This window comes from Achromobacter sp. HNDS-1 (genome assembly GCF_040084795.1).
GTDB lineage: Bacteria > Pseudomonadota > Gammaproteobacteria > Burkholderiales > Burkholderiaceae_B > Achromobacter > Achromobacter ruhlandii.
This window is the reverse complement of record NZ_CP157584.1, coordinates 948,069-972,347: the sequence shown is the minus strand read 5'-3', so window position 1 is coordinate 972,347 and position 24,279 is coordinate 948,069. Positions and strand designations below refer to the sequence as shown.

The 24,279-nt window shown below is 69.7% G+C and carries 25 protein-coding genes and 2 riboswitches; of the genes, 17 read left to right on the top strand and 8 right to left on the bottom strand.

The genetic code is table 11. The annotated features are described in order from the left end of the window. Positions 1 to 88: 88 nt before the first annotated feature. The 5 genes from ABFG95_RS04360 (at position 89) to ABFG95_RS04340 (ending at position 4,980) form a co-directional block, all read left to right on the top strand. Positions 89 to 1,420, top strand: a complete 1,332-nt coding sequence (locus ABFG95_RS04360) for a hypothetical protein (protein WP_348995499.1) — start codon at positions 89 to 91, stop codon at positions 1,418 to 1,420. Beyond that, complete coding sequence (locus tag ABFG95_RS04355; RefSeq protein WP_348995498.1) at positions 1,420 to 2,229, top strand: alpha/beta fold hydrolase; 810 nt, start codon at positions 1,420 to 1,422, stop codon at positions 2,227 to 2,229. Before ABFG95_RS04360 ends, ABFG95_RS04355 begins: the two co-directional genes overlap by 1 nt. 75 nt (positions 2,230 to 2,304) lie before the next feature. After that, positions 2,305 to 3,450 (top strand): aromatic ring-hydroxylating dioxygenase subunit alpha, encoded by a 1,146-nt coding sequence (locus tag ABFG95_RS04350; protein WP_054417428.1) that lies wholly within the window; start codon positions 2,305 to 2,307, stop codon positions 3,448 to 3,450. A 13-nt stretch (positions 3,451 to 3,463) separates the two neighbouring features. Next, the gene (locus tag ABFG95_RS04345; protein WP_054417429.1) at positions 3,464 to 4,075 is read left to right on the top strand and encodes a LysE family transporter; all 612 of its coding nucleotides are present in this window, start codon (positions 3,464 to 3,466) and stop codon (positions 4,073 to 4,075) included. An 8-nt stretch (positions 4,076 to 4,083) separates the two neighbouring features. Then, positions 4,084 to 4,980: an alpha/beta hydrolase gene (locus ABFG95_RS04340; RefSeq protein WP_348995497.1), complete on the top strand. Its 897-nt coding sequence runs from the start codon at positions 4,084 to 4,086 to the stop codon at positions 4,978 to 4,980. Positions 4,981 to 5,041: 61 nt separating this feature from the next. Here the strand turns inward: ABFG95_RS04340 and ABFG95_RS04335 are convergent, their stop codons facing one another. Then, on the bottom strand, positions 5,042 to 5,857 hold the full coding sequence (locus tag ABFG95_RS04335) for a sulfite exporter TauE/SafE family protein (RefSeq protein ID WP_348995496.1): 816 nt from the start codon (positions 5,855 to 5,857) through the stop codon (positions 5,042 to 5,044). Between the two features lie 104 nt (positions 5,858 to 5,961). On the opposite strand from ABFG95_RS04335, the gene ABFG95_RS04330 reads away from it, so the two are divergent. Then, a complete protein-coding gene (locus ABFG95_RS04330) occupies positions 5,962 to 6,732 on the top strand; it encodes a helix-turn-helix transcriptional regulator (RefSeq protein ID WP_348995495.1) in 771 nt (256 codons plus the stop codon). Between the two features lie 54 nt (positions 6,733 to 6,786). On the opposite strand, the gene ABFG95_RS04325 is transcribed toward ABFG95_RS04330, so the two are convergent. Continuing rightward, entirely contained in the window at positions 6,787 to 7,440 is a 654-nt protein-coding gene (locus tag ABFG95_RS04325; RefSeq protein WP_054417432.1) for a hemolysin III family protein, read from the bottom strand. A gap of 266 nt (positions 7,441 to 7,706) precedes the next feature. Here ABFG95_RS04325 and ABFG95_RS04320 point away from each other — a divergent pair, with 266 nt between their 5' ends. The 3 genes from ABFG95_RS04320 (at position 7,707) to ABFG95_RS04310 (ending at position 9,709) form a co-directional block, all read left to right on the top strand. Then, positions 7,707 to 7,889: a hypothetical protein gene (locus ABFG95_RS04320; RefSeq protein ID WP_054417433.1), complete on the top strand. Its 183-nt coding sequence runs from the start codon at positions 7,707 to 7,709 to the stop codon at positions 7,887 to 7,889. A 49-nt stretch (positions 7,890 to 7,938) separates the two neighbouring features. Then, positions 7,939 to 9,006, top strand: a complete 1,068-nt coding sequence (locus tag ABFG95_RS04315) for a PHB depolymerase family esterase (protein ID WP_063585494.1) — start codon at positions 7,939 to 7,941, stop codon at positions 9,004 to 9,006. 190 nt (positions 9,007 to 9,196) lie between these two features. Beyond that, on the top strand, positions 9,197 to 9,709 hold the full coding sequence (locus ABFG95_RS04310; protein ID WP_054419645.1) for a DUF1993 domain-containing protein: 513 nt from the start codon (positions 9,197 to 9,199) through the stop codon (positions 9,707 to 9,709). A gap of 74 nt (positions 9,710 to 9,783) precedes the next feature. Here the strand turns inward: ABFG95_RS04310 and ABFG95_RS04305 are convergent, their stop codons facing one another. Further along, complete coding sequence (locus ABFG95_RS04305; RefSeq protein ID WP_348995493.1) at positions 9,784 to 10,287, bottom strand: VOC family protein; 504 nt, start codon at positions 10,285 to 10,287, stop codon at positions 9,784 to 9,786. Positions 10,288 to 10,414: 127 nt separating this feature from the next. Beyond that, entirely contained in the window at positions 10,415 to 10,786 is a 372-nt protein-coding gene (locus tag ABFG95_RS04300; RefSeq protein WP_054419649.1) for a DUF1428 domain-containing protein, read from the bottom strand. 170 nt (positions 10,787 to 10,956) lie between these two features. Between ABFG95_RS04300 and ABFG95_RS04295 the strand changes: the two genes are divergently transcribed. Further along, entirely contained in the window at positions 10,957 to 11,931 is a 975-nt protein-coding gene (locus tag ABFG95_RS04295) for a helix-turn-helix domain-containing protein (RefSeq protein ID WP_054419652.1), read from the top strand. A 55-nt stretch (positions 11,932 to 11,986) separates the two neighbouring features. On the opposite strand, the gene ABFG95_RS04290 is transcribed toward ABFG95_RS04295, so the two are convergent. Beyond that, a complete protein-coding gene (locus ABFG95_RS04290) occupies positions 11,987 to 13,045 on the bottom strand; it encodes a transporter (RefSeq protein WP_348995492.1) in 1,059 nt (352 codons plus the stop codon). Positions 13,046 to 13,157: 112 nt separating this feature from the next. Here ABFG95_RS04290 and ABFG95_RS04285 point away from each other — a divergent pair, with 112 nt between their 5' ends. From ABFG95_RS04285 to ABFG95_RS04275, 3 genes are all read left to right on the top strand, one after another. After that, positions 13,158 to 13,964 carry a DinB family protein gene (locus tag ABFG95_RS04285; protein WP_059271635.1) on the top strand — a complete coding sequence of 269 codons (807 nt, stop codon included), beginning with the start codon at positions 13,158 to 13,160 and terminating at the stop codon, positions 13,962 to 13,964. Further along, the gene (locus tag ABFG95_RS04280) at positions 13,961 to 14,698 is read left to right on the top strand and encodes an alpha/beta hydrolase (protein ID WP_348995491.1); all 738 of its coding nucleotides are present in this window, start codon (positions 13,961 to 13,963) and stop codon (positions 14,696 to 14,698) included. The genes ABFG95_RS04285 and ABFG95_RS04280 overlap by 4 nt, the downstream gene beginning before the upstream one ends. A gap of 71 nt (positions 14,699 to 14,769) precedes the next feature. After that, positions 14,770 to 15,717 carry a Dyp-type peroxidase gene (locus ABFG95_RS04275; protein WP_054419658.1) on the top strand — a complete coding sequence of 316 codons (948 nt, stop codon included), beginning with the start codon at positions 14,770 to 14,772 and terminating at the stop codon, positions 15,715 to 15,717. Between the two features lie 16 nt (positions 15,718 to 15,733). Here the strand turns inward: ABFG95_RS04275 and ABFG95_RS04270 are convergent, their stop codons facing one another. Then, positions 15,734 to 16,180: an SRPBCC family protein gene (locus ABFG95_RS04270; protein ID WP_054419660.1), complete on the bottom strand. Its 447-nt coding sequence runs from the start codon at positions 16,178 to 16,180 to the stop codon at positions 15,734 to 15,736. A gap of 113 nt (positions 16,181 to 16,293) precedes the next feature. Next, entirely contained in the window at positions 16,294 to 17,997 is a 1,704-nt protein-coding gene (locus ABFG95_RS04265) for an NAD(P)H dependent flavin oxidoreductase family protein (protein WP_348995490.1), read from the bottom strand. A gap of 82 nt (positions 17,998 to 18,079) precedes the next feature. Here ABFG95_RS04265 and ABFG95_RS04260 point away from each other — a divergent pair, with 82 nt between their 5' ends. The 3 genes from ABFG95_RS04260 (at position 18,080) to ABFG95_RS04250 (ending at position 21,333) form a co-directional block, all read left to right on the top strand. Next, positions 18,080 to 19,600, top strand: coding sequence for a PLP-dependent aminotransferase family protein (locus tag ABFG95_RS04260; protein WP_238908605.1), 1,521 nt, complete (start codon positions 18,080 to 18,082; stop codon positions 19,598 to 19,600). 56 nt (positions 19,601 to 19,656) lie between these two features. Next, on the top strand, positions 19,657 to 20,445 hold the full coding sequence (locus ABFG95_RS04255) for a PhzF family phenazine biosynthesis protein (protein WP_348995489.1): 789 nt from the start codon (positions 19,657 to 19,659) through the stop codon (positions 20,443 to 20,445). 144 nt (positions 20,446 to 20,589) lie between these two features. After that, positions 20,590 to 21,333: a sulfite exporter TauE/SafE family protein gene (locus ABFG95_RS04250; protein ID WP_059271622.1), complete on the top strand. Its 744-nt coding sequence runs from the start codon at positions 20,590 to 20,592 to the stop codon at positions 21,331 to 21,333. A gap of 51 nt (positions 21,334 to 21,384) precedes the next feature. On the opposite strand, the gene ABFG95_RS04245 is transcribed toward ABFG95_RS04250, so the two are convergent. Beyond that, positions 21,385 to 22,614, bottom strand: a complete 1,230-nt coding sequence (locus ABFG95_RS04245; RefSeq protein ID WP_169537097.1) for a D-amino acid dehydrogenase — start codon at positions 22,612 to 22,614, stop codon at positions 21,385 to 21,387. Between the two features lie 44 nt (positions 22,615 to 22,658). Next, positions 22,659 to 22,745: riboswitch (glycine riboswitch) on the bottom strand. Position 22,746: 1 nt separating this feature from the next. Next, positions 22,747 to 22,838, bottom strand: a riboswitch (glycine riboswitch). A gap of 137 nt (positions 22,839 to 22,975) precedes the next feature. On the opposite strand from ABFG95_RS04245, the gene ampC reads away from it, so the two are divergent. Beyond that, positions 22,976 to 24,265: a class C beta-lactamase gene (gene ampC, locus ABFG95_RS04240; protein ID WP_348995488.1), complete on the top strand. Its 1,290-nt coding sequence runs from the start codon at positions 22,976 to 22,978 to the stop codon at positions 24,263 to 24,265. Positions 24,266 to 24,279: the final 14 nt, after the last annotated feature.

Here is a 24,279-nt window from a genome sequence, read left to right as displayed (position 1 = left end):
TTCGACCCGTCGTCGGGGCGGCGCCATTCAGGCGCCGCCCGCCGGGCGACGTCCTCAGACCGATTCCCACGACCCGTGGAGGATGTGAATGACTACCCTCGAATTGCAAGAAAAGCCGCAGGCCGCCGCTGCCGAGTCGCAGGGCACCGGCATCTGGCAGAAGACCGGCACGTTCCTGAACGAAGCGGCCGGCGTGCATGCCCGCCACCTTGTGCGCGTGCTGGACCGCTACACCGTCGACCCGGCCGCCGTGGCCTCGCGCCTGCCGCCGAACCGCGCGCTCAACACCTGCTGCTTCTATCCCGAGCACCAGCCCACACAGGTCATCCAGATGAACGTGGACGCCGACCTGGCCGGCAAGCTGCGGCGCGAGCTGCGCCTGCAGGCCAAGGTGGCGGGCACGTTCTCGGACACCTCGGTGGGCACCTATTTCCCGCTGTCCACCATGTTCGAGAACAGCGCCCTGTTCATCCCCTCGGCCAAGCGCTTCTATGACGACAACCAGGACAAGGTCATGGAGCACTTCCCGCAGGCCGCCACCACCGTGGTCAACGCCTTCGTGGTGCCGGCGGGCAAGAAGCCCTATGGCACGCACTCGGCCAGCGGCATCGCCCTGCAGATCCCGTCGCTGGTCAAGAAGGGGCTGGGCTTTCCCAAGCACTACAAGAGCTTCCACACCGCCCTGACGCCCACCCCGATCACGCGCCAGCCGTTCGTCATCTTCGAGGACGCCGAGGTCGAGGCGCCCAATCTGAACTTCGTCTACATGAAGATGCTGGACATGGACCTGGAGCCCGAGGAAAGGGCCGCCATCGACAAGGCCCTGTACCTGTACACCGAAGGGCTGCTGTCCGAGATCGACCTGCCCACGGTGCGCGACTTCCTGATGGCCAAGTACTGGGAAAAGAAATACGCCGACAAGCCCTCGTCCGGCTGGTTCTGCGATTCCAAGGTGGGCCAGGCGCTGTTCTTCGACAACTACCGCGCCCACGCCGACAGCACCTTGCCGCAGGCCACCGAGGACCGCGTCACCATCGATTTCCGCTGCTTCTCGAAGGTGGAGTATCCGGCCGGCATGACCAGCGGCCTGGACTTCATCGTCGACCCCAAGGAGCGCGCCTACCAGACCAAGCGCAAGCGCGCCGGCATCGAATTCCTGCTGACCGCCCTGGGCTATCACGACATCGACGAATTCCTGAAGATGATCTTCGGCACGCCCTATGGCCACATCAACCCGTTCGAGCTGCTGACCGACCTGCAGTTCGGCGTCTACAACAAGACCCGCCATCATCTGCTCGACCAGAACCTGGACGCGCACTACGAGCGGGTCGAACGCCTGTACGAGCGGATCGAGCGCGATGGCGAATACGTGCTGCCGGAGCGCGCGCGCCAATGCCTGGCGGCGATGGCGGGGGGTTGATGATGGCGGACACCGCGCAAGATCCGGCCTTCGCCGCCATCCTCGACAAGTACTTCGCCATCACGCGGGTGCCGTATGACGCCTTCACCCGCGCGTTCCTGGGTCGCTGCCAGTCGTTCTCGGTGAAGGCCAACGGCGCCGTCTACAAGTACTACCGGCGCGGCGCCGGCCCCACCGTGGTGCTGGCGCACGGTATCCACAGCCACCTGGGCAGCATGGTGCCGATTGCCGAGCAGTTGCTGGAGCTGGGTTACGAGGTGGTGCTGTTCGACATGCCGGCGCATGGCGAGGCGGCCGGCAGCGGCACCGACCCGGTGCAGGTGCGCGACTTCATCCGCAAGGTCTGCGCCCGGCTGGGCGAGGTCCACGCGGTGGTGAGCCATTCGCTGGGCGGGCTGTGGGCGCTGTCGGCCATGCACCAGGGGTTTCGCGCCGATGCCTTCGTCTCGATCTCGACGCCGTCCACCACGCGCTTTCTGGTGGAGAAGTTCGTCCAGCTCAACCAGCTGGACGGCGAGGTCGAGACCCGGCTCTGCGCCGAGCTGGAGCGCCGTTACGGCGCCACGCTGTGGACCGACTACGCGCCCCGTCACATCGTCGGCGCGCTGGATGTGCCGGGACTGGTGATCCACGGCGCCAACGACGACTTCGTGCCGCCGGCGCATGCGCAGGAACTGTATGACGCTTGGCCCGGCGCCACGCTGGAGATCGTCGATGGCGCGGGCCACTTCGAGATCCTGGGCCTGGCCGGCGTGGGCAAGCGGGTCGGCGCCTATCTGCGGGAGGCGCCGGTGGCCGCCGCGGCATGACCGGTCCGCCCCGGCGCCGGCGGGGCCGGGGCGCTTTTTTCCATAACACGCTTTAGACAGGACTCGGGATCTCAGATGAAACACGCGACGCAAGTAGAAACCCTGCGGAAAATGTTCAAGCTGCGCGAAGTGGACCGCGACGAGGACATGCTGGGCCGGGTGGTGCAAGTGCCGGCCAGCGTCTATATGGACAACGCCGTGCTGGAGCGCGAACTGGACACGGCTTTTCGGGACTATCCCTTGGTGGTGGGCGCCTCGACCCAGGTGCGCGCGCCGGGCTCGTACCTGCTCAGCCCGTGGGACCGGCTGCCGTTCGTGGTGGTGCGCGACAAGGGCGGCGAACTGCGCGCCTTCCTGAACGTGTGCCGCCATCGCGGGGCGCGCCTGGTGTCGGGCAACGAACAGGAACTGAAGTTCTTCACCTGTCCCTTCCATGGCTGGGTCTACGGCCTGGACGGCGAATTGAAGGGCGTGACCAAGCCCCATAACTTCCCCGACCTGGATTGCGCCAAGCACAAGCTGGTGGAACTGACGGTGACCGAGCGCTCGGGGCTGGTCTGGCTGCATCCCGTGCCGGGCGCCAGCATCGACCTGGACGCCAGCCTGGGCGCCGACATGAGCGACGAGATCGCCGGCTTCAAGCTCGACGATCTCTCCCTGCACAGCCGCAAGGTCAGCACCCTGAACGCCAACTGGAAGCTGCTGCTCAAGACCTACCTGGAGCGCTACCACGTGCCCATCCTGCACAAGCACACCATCGGCCCGGTGTTCGAGAAAGGGGTGATCGCGCACTTCGAACATGGTCTGCACATTCGCATCGCCGCGGCCAAGACCAATCTGATGGACGCGGCCGCCGCCGATCCGCAATCCTGGCGCATCCTGGACTACGCATCGGTGTTCTACACTCTCTTCCCCAATACGTTCCTGATCAACCACGCCAACATCGTGTCGCTCAATTCCTTCTATCCGATCGCGCCCGACAAGACCATCTGGACCCACGACATGCTGTACCGCGAGGCCGATTATGCGGGCGAGGAAGGGCAGGCGACGCTGGCCCAGCGTTTCGGCAACATCGACGCGGTGTTCCATCGCGAGGACTTCGGCATCGTCGAAGGCGTGCAGGCCGGCCTGCGCTGTGGCGCCAACCCGCAGCACACGCTGGGGCTCGAAGAGGGGCTGCTGGGCATGTTCCAGCACAACATCGATCGCGTGACCGCCTGAAGGGGAACCCGATATGACCGGCATCGATTGGGTCTTCCTCCTCGGCACCGCCGCCATCCTGCTGACACCGGGCCCCACCAACACCTTGCTGGCCGCGGCGGGGCTGGCGCGCGGCTTCCGGCGGGCCGCGCCCCTGGTGGGCTTCGAACTGGCGGGCTATCTGACCGGCATCACGGCGTGGGGACTGTTCCTGGTGTCGGCCCAGGCCGTCTACCCCTGGATCGGCATCGTGGTGAGGATCGCCAGCAGTGTCTACCTGGCCTATGTCGCGGTCAGGATCTGGTGCGCGGCGGGCGAGGACGTGGCCAATCGCAAGGAGCCGATCGGTCCCTACGCGCTGTTCGTCGCGACCCTGCTCAACCCCAAAGGGCTGGTGTTCGCCTCGACGCTGTTCCCGGCGCACGCGTTCGAGCATCTGCCGGGCTATCTGGCGGCGATGGCGCAGTTCATCGGCCTGCTGGTGCCGATCGCGTTCGTCTGGATCAAGTTCGGCGCCGTGCTCGCCGGGCAGCGCATCGGCTTCATCAATCCCGAAAGATTGCAGCGCACCGCCGCGCTGGTAATCGGGGTATTCTCTGTATCGATTGTTGGGTCCGCCGTTCGCTTGTCTCTGCTACCAGGATAAAACGACGTATGACGACTGAAAACAAGCTCTCCGCCGTTGCCGCCGCCGATACGGGCGCCGCGCGCAAGCCTCGCAAGAAACCCTTCCTCGCCAGCGCCATCGGCGCCGTGTTCGGCTTTGCCGGCACCGTGGCGCCGGGCGTCACCGCCAAGGTGGTGCGGAAGCTGCTGTTCACGCCGACGCGCCTCAAGCCCTCGGAACCCGGGCGCAGCGTGCTGGCCCGGGCGCGCGCCGAGCCGCACGAGATCGACGGCCAGACGGTCTACTACTACGTCTGGGGCGACAGCGGTCCGCGCGTGCTGCTGGTGCATGGCTGGGGCGGCGACGCCGCGCAGATGACGGCCTATGTCGAACCGCTGCGCCAGCGCGGCTATCAGGTCGTCGCCATCGACATGCCGGCCCACGGCCGTTCCACCGGCAAGCAGGCGTCGGTGCGCCATTTCGAGCCCTGCGTGGCCCACGCCGCGCAAGTTTACGGGCCGTTCCACGGCGTGATCGCGCATTCGCTGGGCGCGGCCGCCGTCACCTTCGCCCTGTCGCGCGGCTTCCCGGTCGAGCGCGCGGTGTTCCTGGGGCCGGTCAGCCGCTACGACAGCGTCTGGGAATATTCGCGGCGCATGATGAACCTGCCGCCCAAGGTCATGCCGCTGGTGCTCAAGCGCGCCCAGGACTGGCTCGGCATCACCTTTCCCGAGATGGAGCCGGCGCGGCTGGCGCCGGCCATGACGACGCCGCTGCTGATCATCCACGATCGCGGCGACCGCGAAAGCCCCTTCGAGGACGCGGCGGTGCTGGCGCAGGCCTGGCCGGGCGCCGAATTGGTGGCCACCGAGAAAATGGGGCACACCCGCGCGCTGCGCGACCCGGCCCTGGTGGCGCAGGTGACGGCGTTCGTCGCGCCATAGCGCGGTCTTGCGGCCGCCGTCCGCCCGGCAGAGCGGGGCGGGCGCGGGATGTCGGCGCCCGTCAGGCCAGCACCATGCTCAACAGCACCAGCGCCAGCAGCGCGACATAGACGCGCGCGTGCAGCCGGTCGGGGATGCGCGGGATCAGCGGCGCCGCCAGGCGGATCCCCGCCAGCGAACCCAGCGCCAGCGCCGCGAACGCCAGCAGGTCGACATAACCGATGATCCACGGCGCCAGCGGCGCCGGCAACGCGCGCGCCGCCGCCATGTAGGCCAGCGTGCCGACGATGGCCACCGGCAGCGTCAGCGGATTGGCCATGGCCGCGGCCTTGGCCATGGGCAGGCCGCGGCGGCGCAGCAGCGGCACCGTCATCACGCTGCCGCCCACGCCCAGGAAAGTGGCGATCACGCCGATCACCACGCCGCCGCCGACCGTCACGCCCTGGCCCAGCGGCCGCGCCGCCTGCGCCTCGTGGCGCGCCAGGAAGCCCTGTCGCAGCAGGCAATCGACGATGGTCACGGCCAGGTAGGCGATGAAGGCATAGCGCACCAGGCCGCCGCTGGCGCGGGTGGCGGCCCAGGCGCCCAGCAGGGCGCCCGCGCCGATGAAGGCGGCCAGCGGCCACACATAGGCCCGCACGATGTTGCCGGCGCGCTGATGCCGGCGGGTCGCGGCCAACGAATTGACGATCATCACGCAGGTCGAGGTCGCCACCGCGATGTGCATCGCCGCCTGGCCGATGGCGTCCTGCCCGCCGTGGGTGGCGGTCAACACGCCATACAGCACCGGCACCACCACGAAGCCGCCGCCAAAGCCGAACAGCACCGTGGTCACGCCGCTCAGGGCGCCAAACAGCGCCAGGGTCACATACAGCATCTTGAAACCATCCTATCGAGGCAAAACGCCACGATAGGGCGGCCGGCGGTGGCTTGCTTTCGAGGATTGGTCAATAATGTTCGCGTTCCGGCCAAAATCCCGCCATGCGCAACACCCACATCGACCTGCACGACCGCCTGGACCGCGCGGTGGTCGCCATCGGCAACGACTATCCGCCCGGCCACCTGCTGCCCGCGCACACGCACCGCCGCGCCCAGCTGCTGTACGGCGCCACCGGCGTCATGCACGTGGCCACGCGCGACGGCAACTGGGTGGTGCCGCCGCAACGCGCTGTCTGGATTCCAGCGGGTCTGTCGCACCAGGTGCGGATGCAGGACGTCAGCACGCGCAGCGCCTACATCGAGCCGGGCGCCGCGCGCCCCGCCAGCATTGCCTGCGAAGTGGTCGAGGTCTCGCCGTTGCTGCGCCAGCTGCTGCTGGCCGCGGTCGACATGCCGGCGCGCTACGACCGCGCTGGCCGCGATGGCGCCCTGGCGGCCCTGTTGCTGCACGAGGTGACGCGCGCGCCGGTGCTGCCGCTGCACATACCGCTGCCGCGCGACAAGCGCCTGGCGCCGCTATGCCGCGCCTTCATCGCCGCGCCCGACGCGCGCCAGTCGCCCGAGGCCTGGGCCGCGCGCCTGCACATGAGCCCGCGCACCTTCAGCCGCTACTTCCGCCAGCAGACCGGCATGGCGTTCTCCGCCTGGCGCCAGCGCGCCTGCGTGGTGCTGGCGCTGGCGCGGCTGGCGGCCGGCGCGCCAGTGACGGCCATCGCGCTGGACTTCGGCTACCAGAGCCCGGCGGCATTCTCGACCATGTTCAGGCGCGTGCTGGGCCGTCCGCCCACGGGCTATCTGCAACCGTCGGCGTGAAGGCGGGCGCGCGGCGGCGCGCCCGTGGCGCGGCGAATGCGGCGTGAGCGCAGGTCAGGCGGGGCCCGCGCCGTACCACAGCACGGCAAAGAAATGGCAGACGGTGCCGCCGAGCACGAACAAATGCCAGATGAAATGGCTATAGCGCCAGCGGTTGTCGAACACGAAGAACACCACGCCGCCGGTGTAGGCGAGTCCGCCCGCCACCAGCCACCACAACCCGCCCTCGGGCACCCGCTCCAGCAGGGGCTTGACGGCGATGATGACCAGCCAGCCCATCGCCAGGTACAGCCCGGTGGAGATCGCCGGCCGGTTCAGCCGCTTGCTGGCCTTCAGCCCCACGCCCAGCAACGCCAGCCCCCACACCAGCCCGAACAGCGTCCAGCCCCAGGGGCCGCGCAGCGCGCCCAGCGCGAACGGCGTATAGGTGCCGGCGATCAGCAGGTAGATGGCCGAATGGTCGAGCACGTTGAACAGGCGCTTGGCGCGGTTCTCGGGCAGCGCGTGGTAGATGGTCGAGGCCAGATACAACAGGCACATGCTGGCCGCGAACACCGCCGCGCCGGCAATGAAGGCGGCGTCGCCCTGGCGCGCGGCGGCGACGATCAGGATGGGGGCGGCGGCCAGCGCGCCGGCGGCGCCGAGACCGTGGCTGATGGTGTTGGCGATTTCCTCGCCCAGGGTCTGGCGGCGGTCGTTGGGGAACATGGATTGCTGCGGAAGGGAAATTGAAATCAAGGTTTCCTACCATAAGGGTTTTGCGCCACCGCCTCAAGCCGGGAGGGGGCGCGGGGCGGGGCCGCTTGATCTGGGGCAAACCGGAGGGCCGTGTGAGGGCCCGAAAAGCGGGGGCGATAAGTTACTGTGTGATACATTTCACTCGCTCAATCAGCTGCCCGCAGAGGCGGCGCGACGCGTTATCGAAGGGCAACGCATCCGGCGGGCCCGCACAGACTCTCAAGGGGAGCGCTTCTATGATTCCGGCAATCGGCCTGATGGTTGGGGCATACATCGTCACGCGCATGACGGCGACACTGACGCGGCCAGGGACCAGCAAGGTTGTCAAAGTGCTTTCCATCATCACGATCGCGATCGCCCTGGTATCCTGCCTGGACTTGCTGACCAGCAGCGCCGCGATTCCCACCGGCCGGTTCTGATCCGGAGCGCGCCCGGTATCCGGGCGCGGAGCGTTCACAGGCCCGACCCATGGCGCGCAGTTTCACCCGTCTGTTTTTCAACGCCGCGAAAAAACTGGGCAAGCTCCAGCGCGCGGCCTTGCGCATGGCCGCGCCCAAGCGCGTCCGCCAGCGCGCCGCGCCGGCGCGCCAGGCCGCCGCTCGCGGCGGCGCCGTCCCGAGTGGCGCCGCCGCGTCCGGCCTGGGCGGCGGCCGCTGGGAGGCCGCGCGGCAGTTCTCCGACGCCCACGGCCGGCGCCTGACCTTCGCCCGCTATACCCCGCCGACGGCGGCGCGCCAGGGCATGCCGGTGGTGGTGATGCTGCACGGCTGCCGCCAGACCGCGCTGGCCTTCGCGCGCGGCTCGCGCATGAACCAGTGGGCCGACGCCGGCGGGTTCATGGTGCTCTATCCGCAGCAGTCCATGACGCGCCAAGTGCAGCGCTGCTGGCGCTGGTTCCAGCCCGACGCGCTGCACGGCGGCGCCGAGGCCGACCTGATCGCCGCGCTGATCCGGGCCGAAGTGGCGCGCCATGGGCTGGATCCGGAGCGGGTCTACATCGCCGGCCTGTCGGCCGGCGCCGGCATGGCGGCCCTGGTGGCGTTGCGCCATCCCGCCCTGATCGCGGCGCTGGCCATGCATTCGGGGCCGGTGGTGGGCGACGCGAACAACGCCGCGGCCGGCCTGCACACCATGCGCCGCGGCTCGATCAAGGCGCTGCCGCAGCTGCTGCAGGAGGTGGCCGACCCGGCGGTGTTCCACCTGGGCATGCCGGCCATGATCCTGCATGGGCAGATGGACCCGGCGGTCGCGCCGCGCAACGCCCGGCAATTGTTCGAACAGTTCCGCGCGGTCAATGGCCTGGGCGCCGAGGTGCCCACGGTCGAGCGGGTGCTGGGCCTGGGCACCGAGAAGGCCTACCGCCGCGTCGACCTGCTGCGCAACCGCAAGACGGTGCTGCGCCTGTGCGAGATCACCCGCGTCGAGCACGGCTGGAGCGGCGGCGACGCTTCGGTGCGCTATCACGCGCGCAGCGGGCCGGACGCCTCGGCGCTGATCTGGCGCTTCTTCCAGGGGCAGCGGCGCGTGGCCGCATAGGACGGGCGAGCGGATCGCCGGTCGGGCTCGCGCCAGGCCGGCAACCGCGCTATTGTTCGAAAAACGCATATGCATATGTCGCCGCCGGCGCCCGCCGCGCACGCCAGGTCGGCGCTAATATCGCGGCACGTCCGGCGACCCGGCGCCCTGTCGCGCGCCGGCCGGCAACGCTTTTTTTCGGAACCTCATCATGTCCCTGACCATGTACCAGGCCTCGGTGCCTGTCTTCATCCGCGGCCTGACCGTGCTGGCCGCGCTGCTGGAAAAAGGCGCGGCCCACGCGGCCGCCAACGGCATCGACCCCGCCGAGCTGGTCAACGCCCGGCTGGCGCCCGACATGTACCCGCTGTCGGGCCAGGTGCAGCGCGCCAGCGACGCCTCCAAGTTCGCCGTGCAGCGCCTGTCGCAGGTCGAGTCGCCGCGCTTTCCCGACGAGGAAGCCACGTTCGAACAGCTGCAACAGCGCGTCGCCGACACCATTGCCTACCTGCGCTCGGTGCCGGCCGACAAGCTCGACGGCGCCGAAAGCCGCAAGGTCACGCTCAGCTTCGGCGAGTTCAAGCCGGAGTTCCAGGGCGATGCCTATCTGCTGACGTTCGCGCTGCCGAACTTCTACTTCCATGTCACCACCGCCTACGACATCCTGCGCCACGCCGGCGTGGCGATCGGCAAGCTGGACTTCCTCGGGCCGTATCCGGCCTGAGCGCGAGCGGCGGGGGGCGCTGCCCCATCCGGCGCGCGGCGGGCGGGCGCCGGGCATCGCCCGGCGACGCGCCGTCAGCCGGGCTTGTGGGCGGGATCGCCGCAGCCTTCCATCGGGCCCAGCTTGGCCAGATTCGCCTGGACTTCCTCGGGCGTCAGGTCTTCCTTGTGGGTGGCGATGGACCAGCGATGGCCGAACGGATCCACCACCTGCCCATAGCGGTCGCCCCAGAACATGTCGGCCGGCGGCATGGTGACCTGGGCGCCGGCCGCCACCGCCTGCTTCATGGCCGCATCAACGTCCTTGACGTACAGGTGCAGCGTCACCGGCGTGCCCTTGAGCGCCTTGGGCCCGAGGCTGCCCCATTCGGGAAAGTCGTCCATCAGCATCATCACCGAATCGCCGATGCGGATGGCCGCGTGCATGATCTTGCCGTCGGGGCGGGGCAGGCGCGCCAGTTCCTGGGCGTCGAACGCCTTGCGATAGAACGCGAGGGCATCCGAGGCCCCTTCGCACACGATGTGCGGGGTCAGGGTGTGCATGCCGTCGGGAATGGCCTGCTTTGCGGGGGTCGCCATGATGTGTCTCCGAAATTCCTGGTTGAAGGTGAATGCCTGCGGGCAGGGCGGGGCGCCGGCGCGCCTGCGCCCGTCCTTGTCCCACGACGAATGGCGGCCGCCGGGATCGACAGGACCGCCGTTTTTTTTATTGGGCGCGCGCCGTTTTGCCGACCAGCGTGGTGAAGCCGCCCCAGCACATGCGCTTGAAGTCGAACACGCCCTCGCACGACATGCCGGTCAGACGCGGGTCGGCCATGACCTTGGCGTTGATGCGGTCGCGGTCGGCCTTGCTGGCGAACGCGATCCACGAGAACACCACCGTCTCGCCTTCGCGCGCGCTGGCCGCCGCGCTGAACGAGCCGAAACCCTCGCCGTCGATATCGTCCGCGACGCATTCGCGGAATTCCAGCGCGCCGTTCTCCAGCCAGATCGAGCCGGCCAGCTCTGCCATCTTGCGATAGGTCTCGATGTTGGCCTTGGGCACGCTCAACAGGTAACCGTCTATGTACTGTTCCATCTGATGCTCCTTGACTCCGTGTTGTTGTGTGGGACTGGCGCGCAACCCGCATTTGCGCGCCGGTCGTGTCGGCAGCGGTGCCGGCAGATGTCACTGTATCGGGATCGGCGGCGCTTTCAGATAGGCGTTTGCGACATTCTTGAGGGTGGATTGCGACAGGCCGCAGGCGTATGCTTGGCGGCATGAAAAACATCGCTTTCCTGCTGCCCGGCGGCGCCAATATCGCCTCGCTGGAAACCGCCCGGCACGGCTTCCTGGTGGCCAACGAATACCTGGCCGCGCAGGGCCGGCCGCCGCGCTTCACGGTGCGCACGCTGGCCGCCACGCGCCAGGTCAGCCTGGACGACGGCCGCATCACGGTGCAGGCCGACCTGGTGCTGGACGAGGCCCGCGATATCGACATCTGCATCGCGCCGCCGTTGCTGGGCGCGGTGTCCGACGCGGTGCTGTCCAACCGCGAACTGATCGAATGGCTGGCCCGCCACTACCGCGGCGGCGGCGAAGTGGCCAGCCTGTGCCTGGGCGCGGCGCTGCTGGCCGCCGGGGGATTGCTGGATGGCCAACAGGCGGTGGTGCACTGGGCGGCGCGCAACCTGTACGCCAGCCTGTTCCCGGCGGTGGACTGGAGCTGCGACCGCGTGGTCCAGTCCGGCAACGGCATCTACACCAGCGGCGGCGCCTTTTCGGCCGCGCACCTGGTGCTGCACCTGATCGAGAAATACACCGACCGCGACACCGCCATCTGGTGCGCCAAGTATTTCCAGCTGGACTGGAGCCGCCAGAGCCAACTGCCGTTCTCGGTGTTCATGGGCCACAAGTCGCACGCCGACCAGGTGGTGCGCGCGGTGCAGGACTACATCGAAAGCCGCTACACCGAGAAGATCACCGTCGAGGACCTGGCCGACCGCCACGCCATGGGCCGCCGCACGCTGGAACGGCGCTTTCGCCAGGCCACCGGCAACAGCATTGTCGAATACCTGCAGCGGGTGCGCGTCGAGGCCGCCAAGAAGCGCCTCGAAAGCTCGCGCAAGAGCGTGGCCGAAGTGATGTACGAGGTCGGCTACAACGACACCAAGGCCTTCCGCGACATCTTCAACAAGTATTGTGGCATGTCGCCGGTGGGCTATCGCGAACGCTACCAGTAGCGCCCTGGGGAAGCAGCGCGCGCATTGTCGCCGCGACGCCCGGCGGCGGCGAACTTTAGCCCATGCGGCGCCGGCGGAACGCCAGCCAGGCCACGAAGCCCGTGAAGGCCGCCACCAGCAGGCAGATGATCCAGAAGCCATGGTGGTCGTCCGATAGCGGAATGCCGCCCACATTCATGCCGAACAGGCCGGCCATGATGTTGATGGGCAGCGCCAGCACCGTCACCAGCGTCAGGGTGAAGAGCGTGCGGTTGTTCTGTTCGTCCAGCCGCGCCGTCATTTCCTCCTGCAGCAGCTTGATGCGTTCGACCAGTCCGGCCATGTCGCCCAGCACCACCGAGAATTCCTCGGTCGACTCGCGCAGTTCCTGCACGTCGCGCGGGCGCAGCCAGGCCGGCGGACGCGCCAGCAGGCGGAATACCGAACCGGGCTCGGGCGCCAGCGTGCGCTGCAGCCGCACCAGCACCCGGCGGGTGGCCGCCAGGTCGAGCCGTCCCGGGCCGCCGCGCGCGGCCAGGAAATGGTCCTCGATGGCGTCGACGTCGACACTGGCCTTGCGCACGATCTCGATCATCAGGTCGGCCTGGTCGCGCATCAGGTGGGTCAGCAGCTCGGCGGGCGACCCGAACGGCTCCCCCCGCCGCACATGTTCGCGCAGGCGGTCCAGCGACCGCAACGGCTTGCGCCGCAACGTGACCAGCAGCTTGCGATGGGCGCAGGCCCACAGCGTCGAGACCTGCGCCGGCGTGCGGTCGAAATCGAAAATCACATCGTTGAACACCGCCACCAGCGTGCCTTCGTGCTGTTCGATGCGGGTCGAATGGGCGTCCGCGCCCAGCATGCCGATGAAGGTCTCGGGCAGGTTCAGGTGCGCTTGCAGCCAGCGCACGCAGCCTGCCTGCGACAGGTTCAGGTGCAGCCACAGGAAGGCGCCATCGTCGCCGCCATCACCGGCGCCGCCATCACCGGCGCCGGCCTCGGCGGCGCGCGCCAGCAGGTCGGCGACCGCGGGCGAGGCGATCTCGGCGGCAGGGCCGCCGCCGGCGAACCGGAACGCGCAGATCAGGCCGGAGATGTCGGATTGGTAGTCGGCCGCTGCCGCTGGGGTCGTCATGATGCGCGATGGTGACGCGGCAATGTGACCGTTCGGCGACAGCGGCCGGGCCTTGACGCGCGGGTGCAAGGTAACGTATCGTTTTGAGCTATTATAAAGACCGCCCCCCTTCATGCATTCCCGTTTCGACCGGTTCCGCGCCACCCCCCTGGGCCAGCAGCTGGAGGCGCTTATCGACGACCCCGCGCGCTACGCGGAATACGCGGCCCTGTCGCGGGTCGGCGTGGCCGCCGTCGCCGCCATTGCCGACGACATCCAGGAAAGATTCCCCGAAGTGGCGCAGGACACCACCGCCCGCCAGTTCTGCGGCGCGCTGGTGGCCGACCGCATGCGGCGCCAGGGCCACGAGGTGGTGCAGGCGCGCGGCCGCATCGGCGGCGCGGTCTTCAGCTATGGCGCGGTGTTCAGCCCGCGGCCCGTGGTGCTGCCGTTCGCCGAGGTCGTCGCCGGCCTGGCCCGCATGCCCGAGGCGCTGGCCGCACGGATGGCGGCCATCGCCCCGGCCTGGCGCCGTCGGCGGCCCGCCGGCACCGGCTTTTCGATGACCGAGCACGTCTGTCACCTGCGCGACCTGGACAGTGTGTTCGCGCAGCGCATCGAAGCCATCCGCACGATGCCGCTGCCCGTCATCGCTTGCGTCGACGGCACCGCCCTGGCGGCCGAGCGCGCCTATCAGGACCAGGACCCGGAGCTTGCCCTGGCCGCCTTCCGCCGCGGCCGCGAACACTTGTGTGCCGCGCTGCGTCCGCTGGATGCCGCCACGCTGGCGCGTTGCGGCCTGCGCGACGGCCTGCACCGCATGACGCTGGAGCAGATCGTGCGCGAACTGCTGGACCACGACCGCACCCACTGCCTGGAGCTGGAGGAACTGGCCGCCGAGCTGGCGCAGGACGGCGCCGCCGGGAGCCGCGTCGCATGACGCCGCCGCCCGTCGTCCGCATTCATGGCCTGATCGGCGCGTTCGACTCGCCCGGGGGGCTGGCTGGCCACGTGGCCCCGCCGTTGCTGGGCTACGGGCCGCATCAGTCCGTGCCCGCCGCCGGCATTTCGCTGCCGGCCCAGGTCGAGCACTTGCGCGCTTACCTCGACCGGCACTTTCCCGGCGAGGCCGTGGATCTGGTGGGACATTCAGTGGGCGGCGCGGTCGCCATGCTGCTGGCCCACGCCTATCCGCGACACGTGCGCCGCATCGTCAACGTCGAAGGCAATTTCACCCTGGCCGACGCTTTCTGGTCGGCCTCGGTCGCCCGCATGGACGCCGCCGCGGCCGAGGCCATGCTGGAGGGATTCCGCGCCGACCCGCTGGCCTGGCTGGCGCGCGCGGTCGATGCGCCGGCTCCGCATTGGCGGGCGGTGGCCAGCCGCTGGCTCGCTCTACAGCCGGCGGCCACGCTGCGCGCCATGGCGGCCTCGGTGATCGCGGTCACGGGCGCGCCGGATTATCTGCCGGCATTGCGGCAGGTGTTCGCCCGCCACCCCGTGTACTTGCTGTCGGGCCGGCGTTCGCACGATGGCTGGGACGTGCCCGAGTGGGCCTGGCGCGCCTGCGCCGGCCATCAGGTGCTCGACGACTGCGGCCACCTGATGATGCTGGAGCGGCCCACGGCGTTCGCCGCGGCGCTGCGGCAATGCCTCGGCCACGATCAGCTGTGAGACGGGCGAGTCGGCTATATTGCAGGCGCCTCATTCATCCTTCCGGCCCTCGCGGGCCGCAGCCCGATCCCATGTCCGAAAAACCCGTAGAACCGCAGGCCGTCCTCCGCCCCAACGCCCGCTATGCGATCTTCATCGTCGCCACGCTGAACCCCGGCGCCGACAACGCCGCCGCCGTGCGCGCCTGGTGCGAAGACGTGGCCACGCTGGTGCGCACCGTCGGCACGCGCGCCGTGGCCGCCGATCTGTCCTGTGTCTGTGGCTTCGGCTCGGCCGCCTGGGACACGCTGTTCGGCGCGCCGCGGCCGGCCTCGCTGCACCCGTTCCGCGAAATCGGCAGCGGTGAACGCGTCGCGGTGTCCACGCCCGGCGATATCCTGCTGCACATCCGCGCCGAAGCCATGGACGCCTGCTTCGAGCTGGCCACGCTGCTGGTGGCGGGGCTGGGCCCGGCCGCCACGGTGGTCGACGAGGTGCATGGTTTCCGCTACTTCGACCGCCGCGCCATCATCGGTTTCGTCGACGGCACCGAGAACCCGCAAGCCTTCGAGCTGCCCGGCTTCACCCTGATCGGCGACGAAGACGCGGCGTTCGCCGGCGGCAGCTATGTGCTGGTGCAGAAGTACCTGCACGACATGACCGGCTGGGAAGCGCTGCCCACCGAGGAGCAGGAACGCATCATCGGCCGCCGCAAGCTCAGCAACGTCGAGCTGCCCGACGGCGTCAAGCCGAGCAATTCGCACAGCGCCCTGACCACCCTGGACGAAGGCGGCCAGGAGGTCAAGATCCTGCGCGACAACATGCCGTTCGGGCGCGCCGGCGCGGGCGAGTTCGGCACCTATTTCATCGGCTACGCGCGTTCGCCCGCGCCGATCGAGCAGATGCTGGAGAACATGTTCGTCGGCCGTCCCGCCGGCAACTACGACCGCCTGCTCGACTACAGCCGCGCGGTCACCGGCAGCCTGTTCTTCGTGCCGTCGGCCGAACTGCTGGAAGCGCTGGCCGAGCGCGCGGGCTGACCCTCGCGCGGCCGCTTCACTCGGGAATCTGCGGCTCGACCAGCCGCATCAGCTGGGCCAGCGATTCCTGCCAGCCCAGGTAGCACATCTCCGGCGGGATCACCGCCGGGATGTGCTCCTGCACCACCGTCATTTCCGTGCCGCAGGACACCGCGCGCAGCGTGATCGTGGTCTGCATCCTGCCAGGCAGGTTGGGGTCGTCGAATTCGTCGGTGTAGCGGATCTTCTCGCCCGGCACCAGTTCCAGGTATTCGCCGCCGAAGCCGTGGGCGTGACCGCTGCCGAAATTGCGGAACGCCATGCGGTGCCGGCCCCCGACCTTGGCGTCCAGTTCGAAGACTTCACAGGTAAAGCCATAGGGCGGCAACCACCTCACCACGGCGTCGGGTTCGAGGAAGGCGCGATACACGGTCGCGGGCGCGGCGCGCAGGACGCGGTGCAGGGTTACGGTGCCAGTCGTCATGATGAATCCCCCTTTGATGGGAAGTGGTGGGCGTACCGGGACGACGTTCGAGCTTCCCCCGGATCGACATGGGGGGCATTGGGACAAACCCTAGGGTGTTCGCCCGCCGCGAGTCAGGCCATCTCCCGCAACAGCACGTCCTCATGGAACGCCCCGATCGGCAGCGTTCGGTCGCGCACCTGGATCTCCAGCACCCAGATGCCGTCGGCCGGCACGAACCCGGCCTGCGCCAGCTGATGCCTGCCGTACAGCGCGTGCGGAAAATCCGCCACCCGGTGGCCCGGCACCTCGCGCACCAGTTCGCAACCATAGTCGCGCGCGTGGGCCTCGGCGCGGTCGTACAGGGCCGCGCCGGTCAGCCCCCGCAGCCAGTCCTCGCGGGTGCGCCGGAACACCTGGCGCGCGGCTTCGGCGCAGCGCCGGCGGTCGGCATCCGCGCCCAGCACGAAGGTATCGCCATAGTCGCCCTCGTAACCGTCCCAGACCGGGCCGATGTCCACCACGAACACGTCATCGTCGCGCAGCCGGCGCTGGAAATCGGTGGGCTGCACCGCCGGCGACTGCGAGTCGGGGCCGAAGCGCACGTAGGTCGGGTGCCAGTTGTGCGAGGCGCCCATGCGGCGCAGGTGGGCATCGGCCGCCGTGACCGCCTCGCGCGTGGTCATGCCGGGCCGCAGCAGCGCGGCAATCTCGCGCACCGCTTCGCGCGAGCGGCGGCGGGCGTCGAGGATACCGTCCAGGCTGAAGCGCTGGCCCACCTGCTCCCACGGGTGGGCGGGGGCCGGCGCGACGTGCGTGGCGGGCCGGTCCCGCGCCGGCAGGAAAGCCTCGGACACGAAGCGGTCCGGCGGCAGGCCGGCCGCGCACAGGCGTTCGCGCGCCGCGCGCACCATGGCCGGGTTGCCGCAGGCGTAGGCGACCGTGCGCGGCCAGTCGTGGTTCGCCGCCAGGGCGGCGTCCTGCACGTGCCAGGCGGGCCCGGCGGACGTTCGCGACAGCACCGCCTGCCATTGGAACCCGCTGTGCTTGCCCTGCAGCGCGTTGAGCCGCGGCGCCGCGTAGCAGTCGTCTTCGTCGCGGCCGCCCCAGTAGAGCGTGACGCGCTTGATGCGCGGGTCCTGCAATGCCGTCATCATGATCGCGTGGACGCCGGCATAGCCGGTGCCCGTGGCCAGCAGCACCAGGTGTTCGACCGCCTCGGGCCAGCCCCGCGCCGGCCAGACACAGGCGCCATGCGGACCCGTCAGGGGCAGCGTGTCGCCGGGCATCAGGCGTGGCAGCACCCGTTCGGTGAAACCGCCGCCGGGCACGCGCCGGATATGGAATTCGAGCCGGGCGGGGCCGGTCGCGACCGGCACGCTGGCGATGGAGAACGGGCGCTCGCCGCCATCGTCCATCAGCAAGCGCGCATGCTGCCCGGCCTGCCAGGCGAAGGCCCCGGCGGCATCGCGCGGCGCCACGATCAGCTGGGTCACATCGGCGGTCAGCGGCACCCGCGACAGCACCGTCACCGGGTAGTGGCGCGCGGGCTGCGCCGGCGCCTGCCAGTGCGCAAAGCGCAGCGCCAGGTCACCGGTCGCCCGGCACTGGCACATCAGCAATTCGTCGGCGGCGGTGACATAGGTGCGCTCGGTGGGCGGCGCGATGCGGGCGTAGGCGCCGCCGGCTGCCTGGGCCCGGCACGACCCGCACTCGCCGCGCTGGCAGGAAAACGGCACGGCCACGGCCTGGGCCAGCGCGGCCTCCAGGATCGAGGTGCTGCCATCGCTGGTGAAGCAGCCGTGCGCGAGGGTGATGGTGTGGGCGGGCGTGGACATGGCGCGATTCCGGTGGCATGCCCCAGGGGGGCGATGGGGGCAATGTAGCGATAGAATGGCCCGATGAAATAGGGCCATTTTCATGAACCAGACCAAGCCACTTTCGCGCGACACCCGCCAGGAGGCCAGCCTGGACCTGCCGGTCGATCCGCCGCGCCCGGACGAATCCAAGCAGTCCTGGGTGTACCGGCAGATCCGCGAACGCATCCTGCGCGGCGTCCTGCCCTCGGGCGGGCGGCTGCCATCCACCCGCAGCCTGGCGGCGCGCTGGCACGTCGCCCGTTCCACCGTCGAGGCCGCCTACGACCAGTTGCGCGGCGAAGGCTATACCGCCGGCGCGGTCGGGTCCGGCACCTATGTGGCGGCGGTCATCCCGGATAATTTCTTTCGCCACGGACTGCCGGGCGACGCGGCCACGGCGCCCGCCGCCGCCACGTCCGACGCGCCGCCCGCGGCGGGCCGCGCGCCACCCCCGGACCGGGATGCCGACCATTCGGTTCCCCCCTTGCGGCACGAGCCCCCCTTCACCGCGCGCGGCGCCGACGCCTCGCTGTTTCCCATGGCGGCCTGGCGCCAGGGCCTGCTGGCCAGCGCCCGGCGCGTCACGGCGGCGCAATTGGCACGCGAGGATCCCCAGGGCTGGCAGCCCTTGCGCGAACAGATCGCGCGTTACCTCGGCGCGGCGCGCGGCATTGCCTGCGACGCCGACCAGGTGGTGGTGCTGACCGGCATCCGCGACGGCCTCGACCTCAGCGCGCGCCTCTTGCTCACGCCGCGCGACAAGGTGCTGGTCGAGGACCCCGGCTACCTCAACGCCCTGCCGCTGTTCAGTCAGTACACGCGGCGCGTGGCGCCGGTGGCCATCGACCAGCACGGCTTTTCGGTGGCGCGCGCCCGCCGCCATCGCGGCGTCAGGCTGGTGCACGTGACGCCGGCGCACCAGTCGCCCACCGGCGTCACCATGCCGGTGTCGCGCCGCCTGGAGCTGCTGGACTGGGCGGCACAGGCCGGCTGCTGGATCCTGGACGACGACTACGACAGCGAATTCAACTACGACGGCGCGCCGCTGGCCGCCCTGAAAAGCCTGGACCGCGCCGACCGCGTGATCCACTGCGGCAGTTTCAACAAGACCCTGTTCAACGCCCTGCGCATCGGCTATGCGGTGCTGCCGCGGCCGCTGGTGGCGGACTTTGCCCGCGCCCGCTACCTGACGGGACGCTCCAGCAGCATCGTCGAACAGATGACGCTGGCGGCGTTCCTGGAAAGCGGCGGCTTCGCGCGCCATGTGCGGCGGGCGCGGGCGATCTACGCGCAGCGGCGCGACCGGGTGCTGCGCATGCTGCGCCAGGCGGCGGGCGCGGCGCCGCTGCGCGTCAGCGGCGAGCATGCGGGCTTTCACCTGGTGTGGTGGCCGCCGCCCGGCTTCGACGTGGCGGCGCTGCTGGCAAGGGCGCGCACGCGGGGCCTGGGTCTGCAGCCGGTCGCGCAATTCTGCCGGCGCGTGTCCTGGCCGGCGGGCGTGGTGATCGGCTACAGCGCGCGCCAGGAAGCGGACCTGGACGGCCTGGAGGCGCTGCTGCGGGAAGTCGCGGGCGTTTCGTAGCAAAATGCGGCATGGCGGCGACGTGTCCCGCCTTCACCGTTTTTCCAGGATTTCTCATGCCGCAACTCGATCTCTACCAGGTAGACGCCTTTTCCGCCGTGCCCTTCGGCGGCAACCCCGCCGCCGTGGTGCCGCTGCAGGCGTGGCTGCCGGACGCCACGCTGCAACGCATCGCCGAAGAGAACAACCTGTCCGAGACCGCCTACGTCGTGCGCCGCGGCGACGTCCACGAGCTGCGCTGGTTCACGCCGAAGGTCGAGGTCGACCTGTGCGGTCACGCGACCCTGGCGACCGCCTGGGTGCTGTTCGAGCAATTGGGCGCCAGCGAAGACGTGCTGCGCTTTGCCACCCGCAGCGGCGAGCTGCGGGTACGGCGCGCCGGCGACGCGCTGGCGATGGACTTCCCCGCCAGGCAGCCCGTGGCCGAAGCCATCCCAGAGGGCCTTCTGCGCGCGCTCGGCCTGCCGGCGGCGCGCGCGCTGTACCGCGCCGACGATTACCTGGTGGTGATCGACGACGAAAGCCTGATCGACGGCCTCGCGCCCGACTTCGCCGCGCTGGCGGCGTTCGACGTGCGCGGCGTGGCGGTGACGGCGCCATCCGCGCGCTACGACTTCGTGTCGCGCTGGTTCGGCCCGCGCGTCGGCGTCAACGAAGACCCAGTGACGGGGTCGGCGCATACCTCGCTGGCGCCGTACTGGGGCGAGCGGCTGGGCAAGACAGAACTGACTGCCGAGCAGGGCGGGGCGCGCAAGGGCCAACTGCGCTGCGAACTGCGCGACAACGGCCGCGTCATCATCAGCGGCCAGGCCGCGCTGTACCTGCGCGGCACGATCTTCCTGTGATCGCGGCCGCCATCACCGAAAACCTATCGCGTCATCAGCACTTCAAATAGGGGCGCCGCGATGCGCGCCTAGAATCTGCCGTCACGAGATCCGGGCGAGCCGAACGGCCTGCCAGCGGACGCGACGACAAGGAGACGCAGGGCAATGGATGCGGTATGGATAGTCGCCATCGGCGCGGCCGTGGCGGGGTTCGTGCAGGGCCTGTCGGGCTTTGCCTTCGGCATGGTGGCCATGTCGTTCTGGGCCTGGGTGCTGGACCCCCGGCTGGCGGCGGCGCTGGCAGTGTTCGGCGCGCTCACCGGGCAATTGCTGGCGGTGTTCTCGGTGCGGCGCGGCTTCAACTGGGCGCTGCTGTGGCCTTTCCTGCTGGGCGGCCTGGCCGGCATTCCGCTGGGCGTCCTGGTCCTGCCGCACCTGGACATGGACTGGTTCAAGGCGGTGTTGGGCGCGCTGCTGGCGCTGTGGTGCCCGGTGATGCTGATGGCGCAGCGGCTGCCGCGCATCGGCGGCAACCGCTGGGGCGATGGCGCGGTGGGGCTGGCGGGCGGCGTGCTGGGCGGCATCGGCGGCTTTGCCGGCAGCGTGCCGACGCTGTGGTGCACCCTGCGCGGCTTCAACAAGGACACGCAGCGCGCCGTGATCCAGAACTTCAACCTGTCGATGCTGGCCGTGACCATGGCCATCTATCTGGCCACCGGCATCGTCACGCGCGATATGGCGCCCATGTTCGCGGTGGTGGCGCCGGCCATGCTGATTCCCACGCTGCTGGGCACGCGCCTGTACATCGGCATCTCGGAAGTCACGTTCCGGCGCGTGGTGCTGGGGCTGCTGACCTGCTCGGGGCTGACGCTGCTGGCCTCGTCGCTGCCGCGGCTGCTGGGGTATTGAGGACCGGTCCGCGTCCCGCCCGGTCCCGGCCTGTGGTCTGCCGCAACGGCTTTACGACAGTCCCACCCCCTCCCGCACGCTCGCCGCCAGCATTTGCGCCGTCGCCGCCGACAGCGTCCATCCCAGATGCCCATGCCCGGTGTTGTAGAACACGCCCGGCCGCTTGCCGGGGCCGACGCGCGGCATCATGTCGGGCATCATCGGCCGCAGGCCGCACCATGGCACCACGCGCGCGGTGCGCACGCCGGGGAAATGGCGGCGGGTCCAGTCCACCAGCGGCTGGATGCGTTCGGCGCGGATGTCCAGGTTGAAGCCGTTGAACTCGGCGGTGCCGGCCACGCGGAAGCGGTCGCCCAGGCGGCTGGTGACGATCTTGGCGGCCTCGTCCAGCAGGCTCACGGTGGGCGCGGCGGCCTGGCTCGCGGCGTCGTCCAGGTGCACGCTGATCGAATAGCCCTTGACCGGATAGATGTTCAGACGGTCGCCCAGTTGCCGCGCGAACTGGCGGCTGGCGGCGCCGGCGCAGACCACGATGGCGTCGGCTTCGTGCTGTTCGCGCCGCGCGCCTTCTTCACGCGCGATATCCAGCACGTAGGGCAGGCCGTCGCGGCTGATGGCGCGGATGTCCGCGTCCTGTTCGAAACGCACGCCGCGCCGCGCGCAGGCCTGCGCCAGGCCGCTGGTGAACTTGTGGATGTCGCCGGTGGCGTCGGACGGCGTGTAGAAGCCGCCGTGGCAGGGCGTCTGCAGCGTCGGCTCGATGCCGCGGATTTCCTCCGGCGTGACGGCGTGCCGCTCCAGTCCGCCTTCGCGCAGCAGCGCATTGGCGCGGCGCGCGGTCTCGAAGCTGGCGGCGTCGTGGTAGATGTGCAGGATGCCGCGGCGCTCCAGGTCGAAGTCGATGCCTTCCTCCTCGGCCATGGCGTACAGGTGCTGGCGCGCTTCGATTGCCATGCGGGTGGTGGCGATGGTGTTCTGGCGGTAGTTGCGGATCTGCCCCATGAACTGGGCCAGCCACGAATACTTGTGCCAGCTCGGGCGCGGATTGAGCAGCAGCGGCGCGTCGTGGCGGCCCAGCCAGCGCAGGCCCTTCATGATGGTGGCGGCGCTGTTCCACACTTCGGCATTGCTGGCGGACAGCTGGCCGCCGTTGGCAAAGGACGTCTCCATGGCGGGATAGCGCTGGCGGTCGTAGACGGTGACGTCGTAGCCCAGTTTGCTCAAGGCGTAGGCGGACGTGACGCCGGTGATACCGGCGCCGATGATGGCGATGCGGGGCATGATGGCTCCAGATGGCGTGGCCACGACCCAATGATCGTGGCACCCCATCTGTCTCTGTACCTGAGAGCTTCACCCGGGCGCGGCGGCGCGGGTTCCCCTTCGGTGGGCGCCAGGCGCCTCTCTCCAGATTGTCTAGACCGCGCAGTCCTGTTGCCTGAGAGTTTCCGGGGCGGTTGCTCCGTCGGCGCCCGCCACGGGGGGCGGGACTCTTCTGCGGGGTTTTGAATCGACGCACCGAGAATAGCCAAAATTCGTCGCGCGCGGGACTCAGGGTTAATACCAGGGGAGGCGCCGGATTGGCTCTACACTGGGCGCCGAACCGCCGGCACGCGCCGGCCGGAAAACGAAAGGACGACTCCGCATGCGCGTTCCGGCAATGTTCCGTATTTCCCTGCTGTCCATGACGTTGACGCTGGCCCTGGCCGGCGCCGCCTCGGCCAGCCCGGCCGTTGCGCAAGCGCCCGCCGGCAAGGCCTCCACGGCATCGACCTCCGCATCCACGCCCGCATCCACGCCCGCATCCACGCCGGCATCCACGCCGGCATCCACCGCCAAGCCATCCGCGTCCGCCAAGGCCGATCGCGCCACCGCCGCCGTCGACGCCGCCGTGGCCGAGGTCATGCGCGAATACGGCATCGCCGGCATGGCCATCGGCGTCAGCCGCGACGGCGAGCAGCGCTTCTTCAACTACGGCGACGCCTCGCGCGCGCCGCGCCGCGCGGTCTCCAGCGACACCCTGTTCGAACTGGGGTCGATCAGCAAGACCTTCACCGTCACGCTGGCCGCCTACGCCCAGGCCACGGGCCGCCTGTCGCTCACCGACAGCCCGGCCAAGTGGGTGCCCGAGCTGCAAGGCAGCGAATTCGCCAGGCTGACGCTGGTTAACCTGGCCACGCACACCGCCGGCGGCTTCCCCTTGCAGGTGCCGGACGCGGTGCAGAGCATGGCGCAACTGATGGACTACCTGAAGGCCTGGACCCCGCGGTACGCGCCCGGCACGCGCCGCACCTACGCCAACCCCAGCATCGGCATGCTGGGCGTGGTGGCGGCCCGCGCCCTGGGGCAGCCCTACGTGGCGGCGATGGAGCAGCAGCTGTTTCCCATGCTGGGCCTGCGCGACACCTACCTGGAAGTGCCGCCGCGCAAGATGCCCGACTATGCCCAGGGCTACGACAAGCAGGACGCTCCGGTGCGCGTGAACCCGGGCGTGCTGGCCGACGAGGCCTATGGCGTGAAGTCCAGCGCCCGCGACATGCTGCGCTTCGTCGAGATCAACCTGGGCACCGCGCCGGTCGATGCCACGCTGCAGCGCGCCATCGCCGAGACCCACACCGGCTATTACCAGCTGGGCGCGATGACGCAGGACCTGATCTGGGAGCAGTACTCTTACCCGGTGTCGGTGGACGATGTGGTGCACGGCAATTCCGCCCAGGTCGCGTTCGAGACCCTGCCGGTCAAGGCCCTGCAACCGCCGCTGGCGCCGCAGCAGGCAGTGTGGATCAACAAGACCGGCGCCACCAATGGCTTCGGCGCCTACGTGGCGTTCGTGCCGTCGCGCAAGCTCGGCATCGTGATCCTGGCCAACCGCAACTATCCGAATGAGGCGCGGGTGCGGCTGGCGTTGCGGGTGCTCAAGGCGCTGGCGCCGTGAACGCCGGCGTCGGT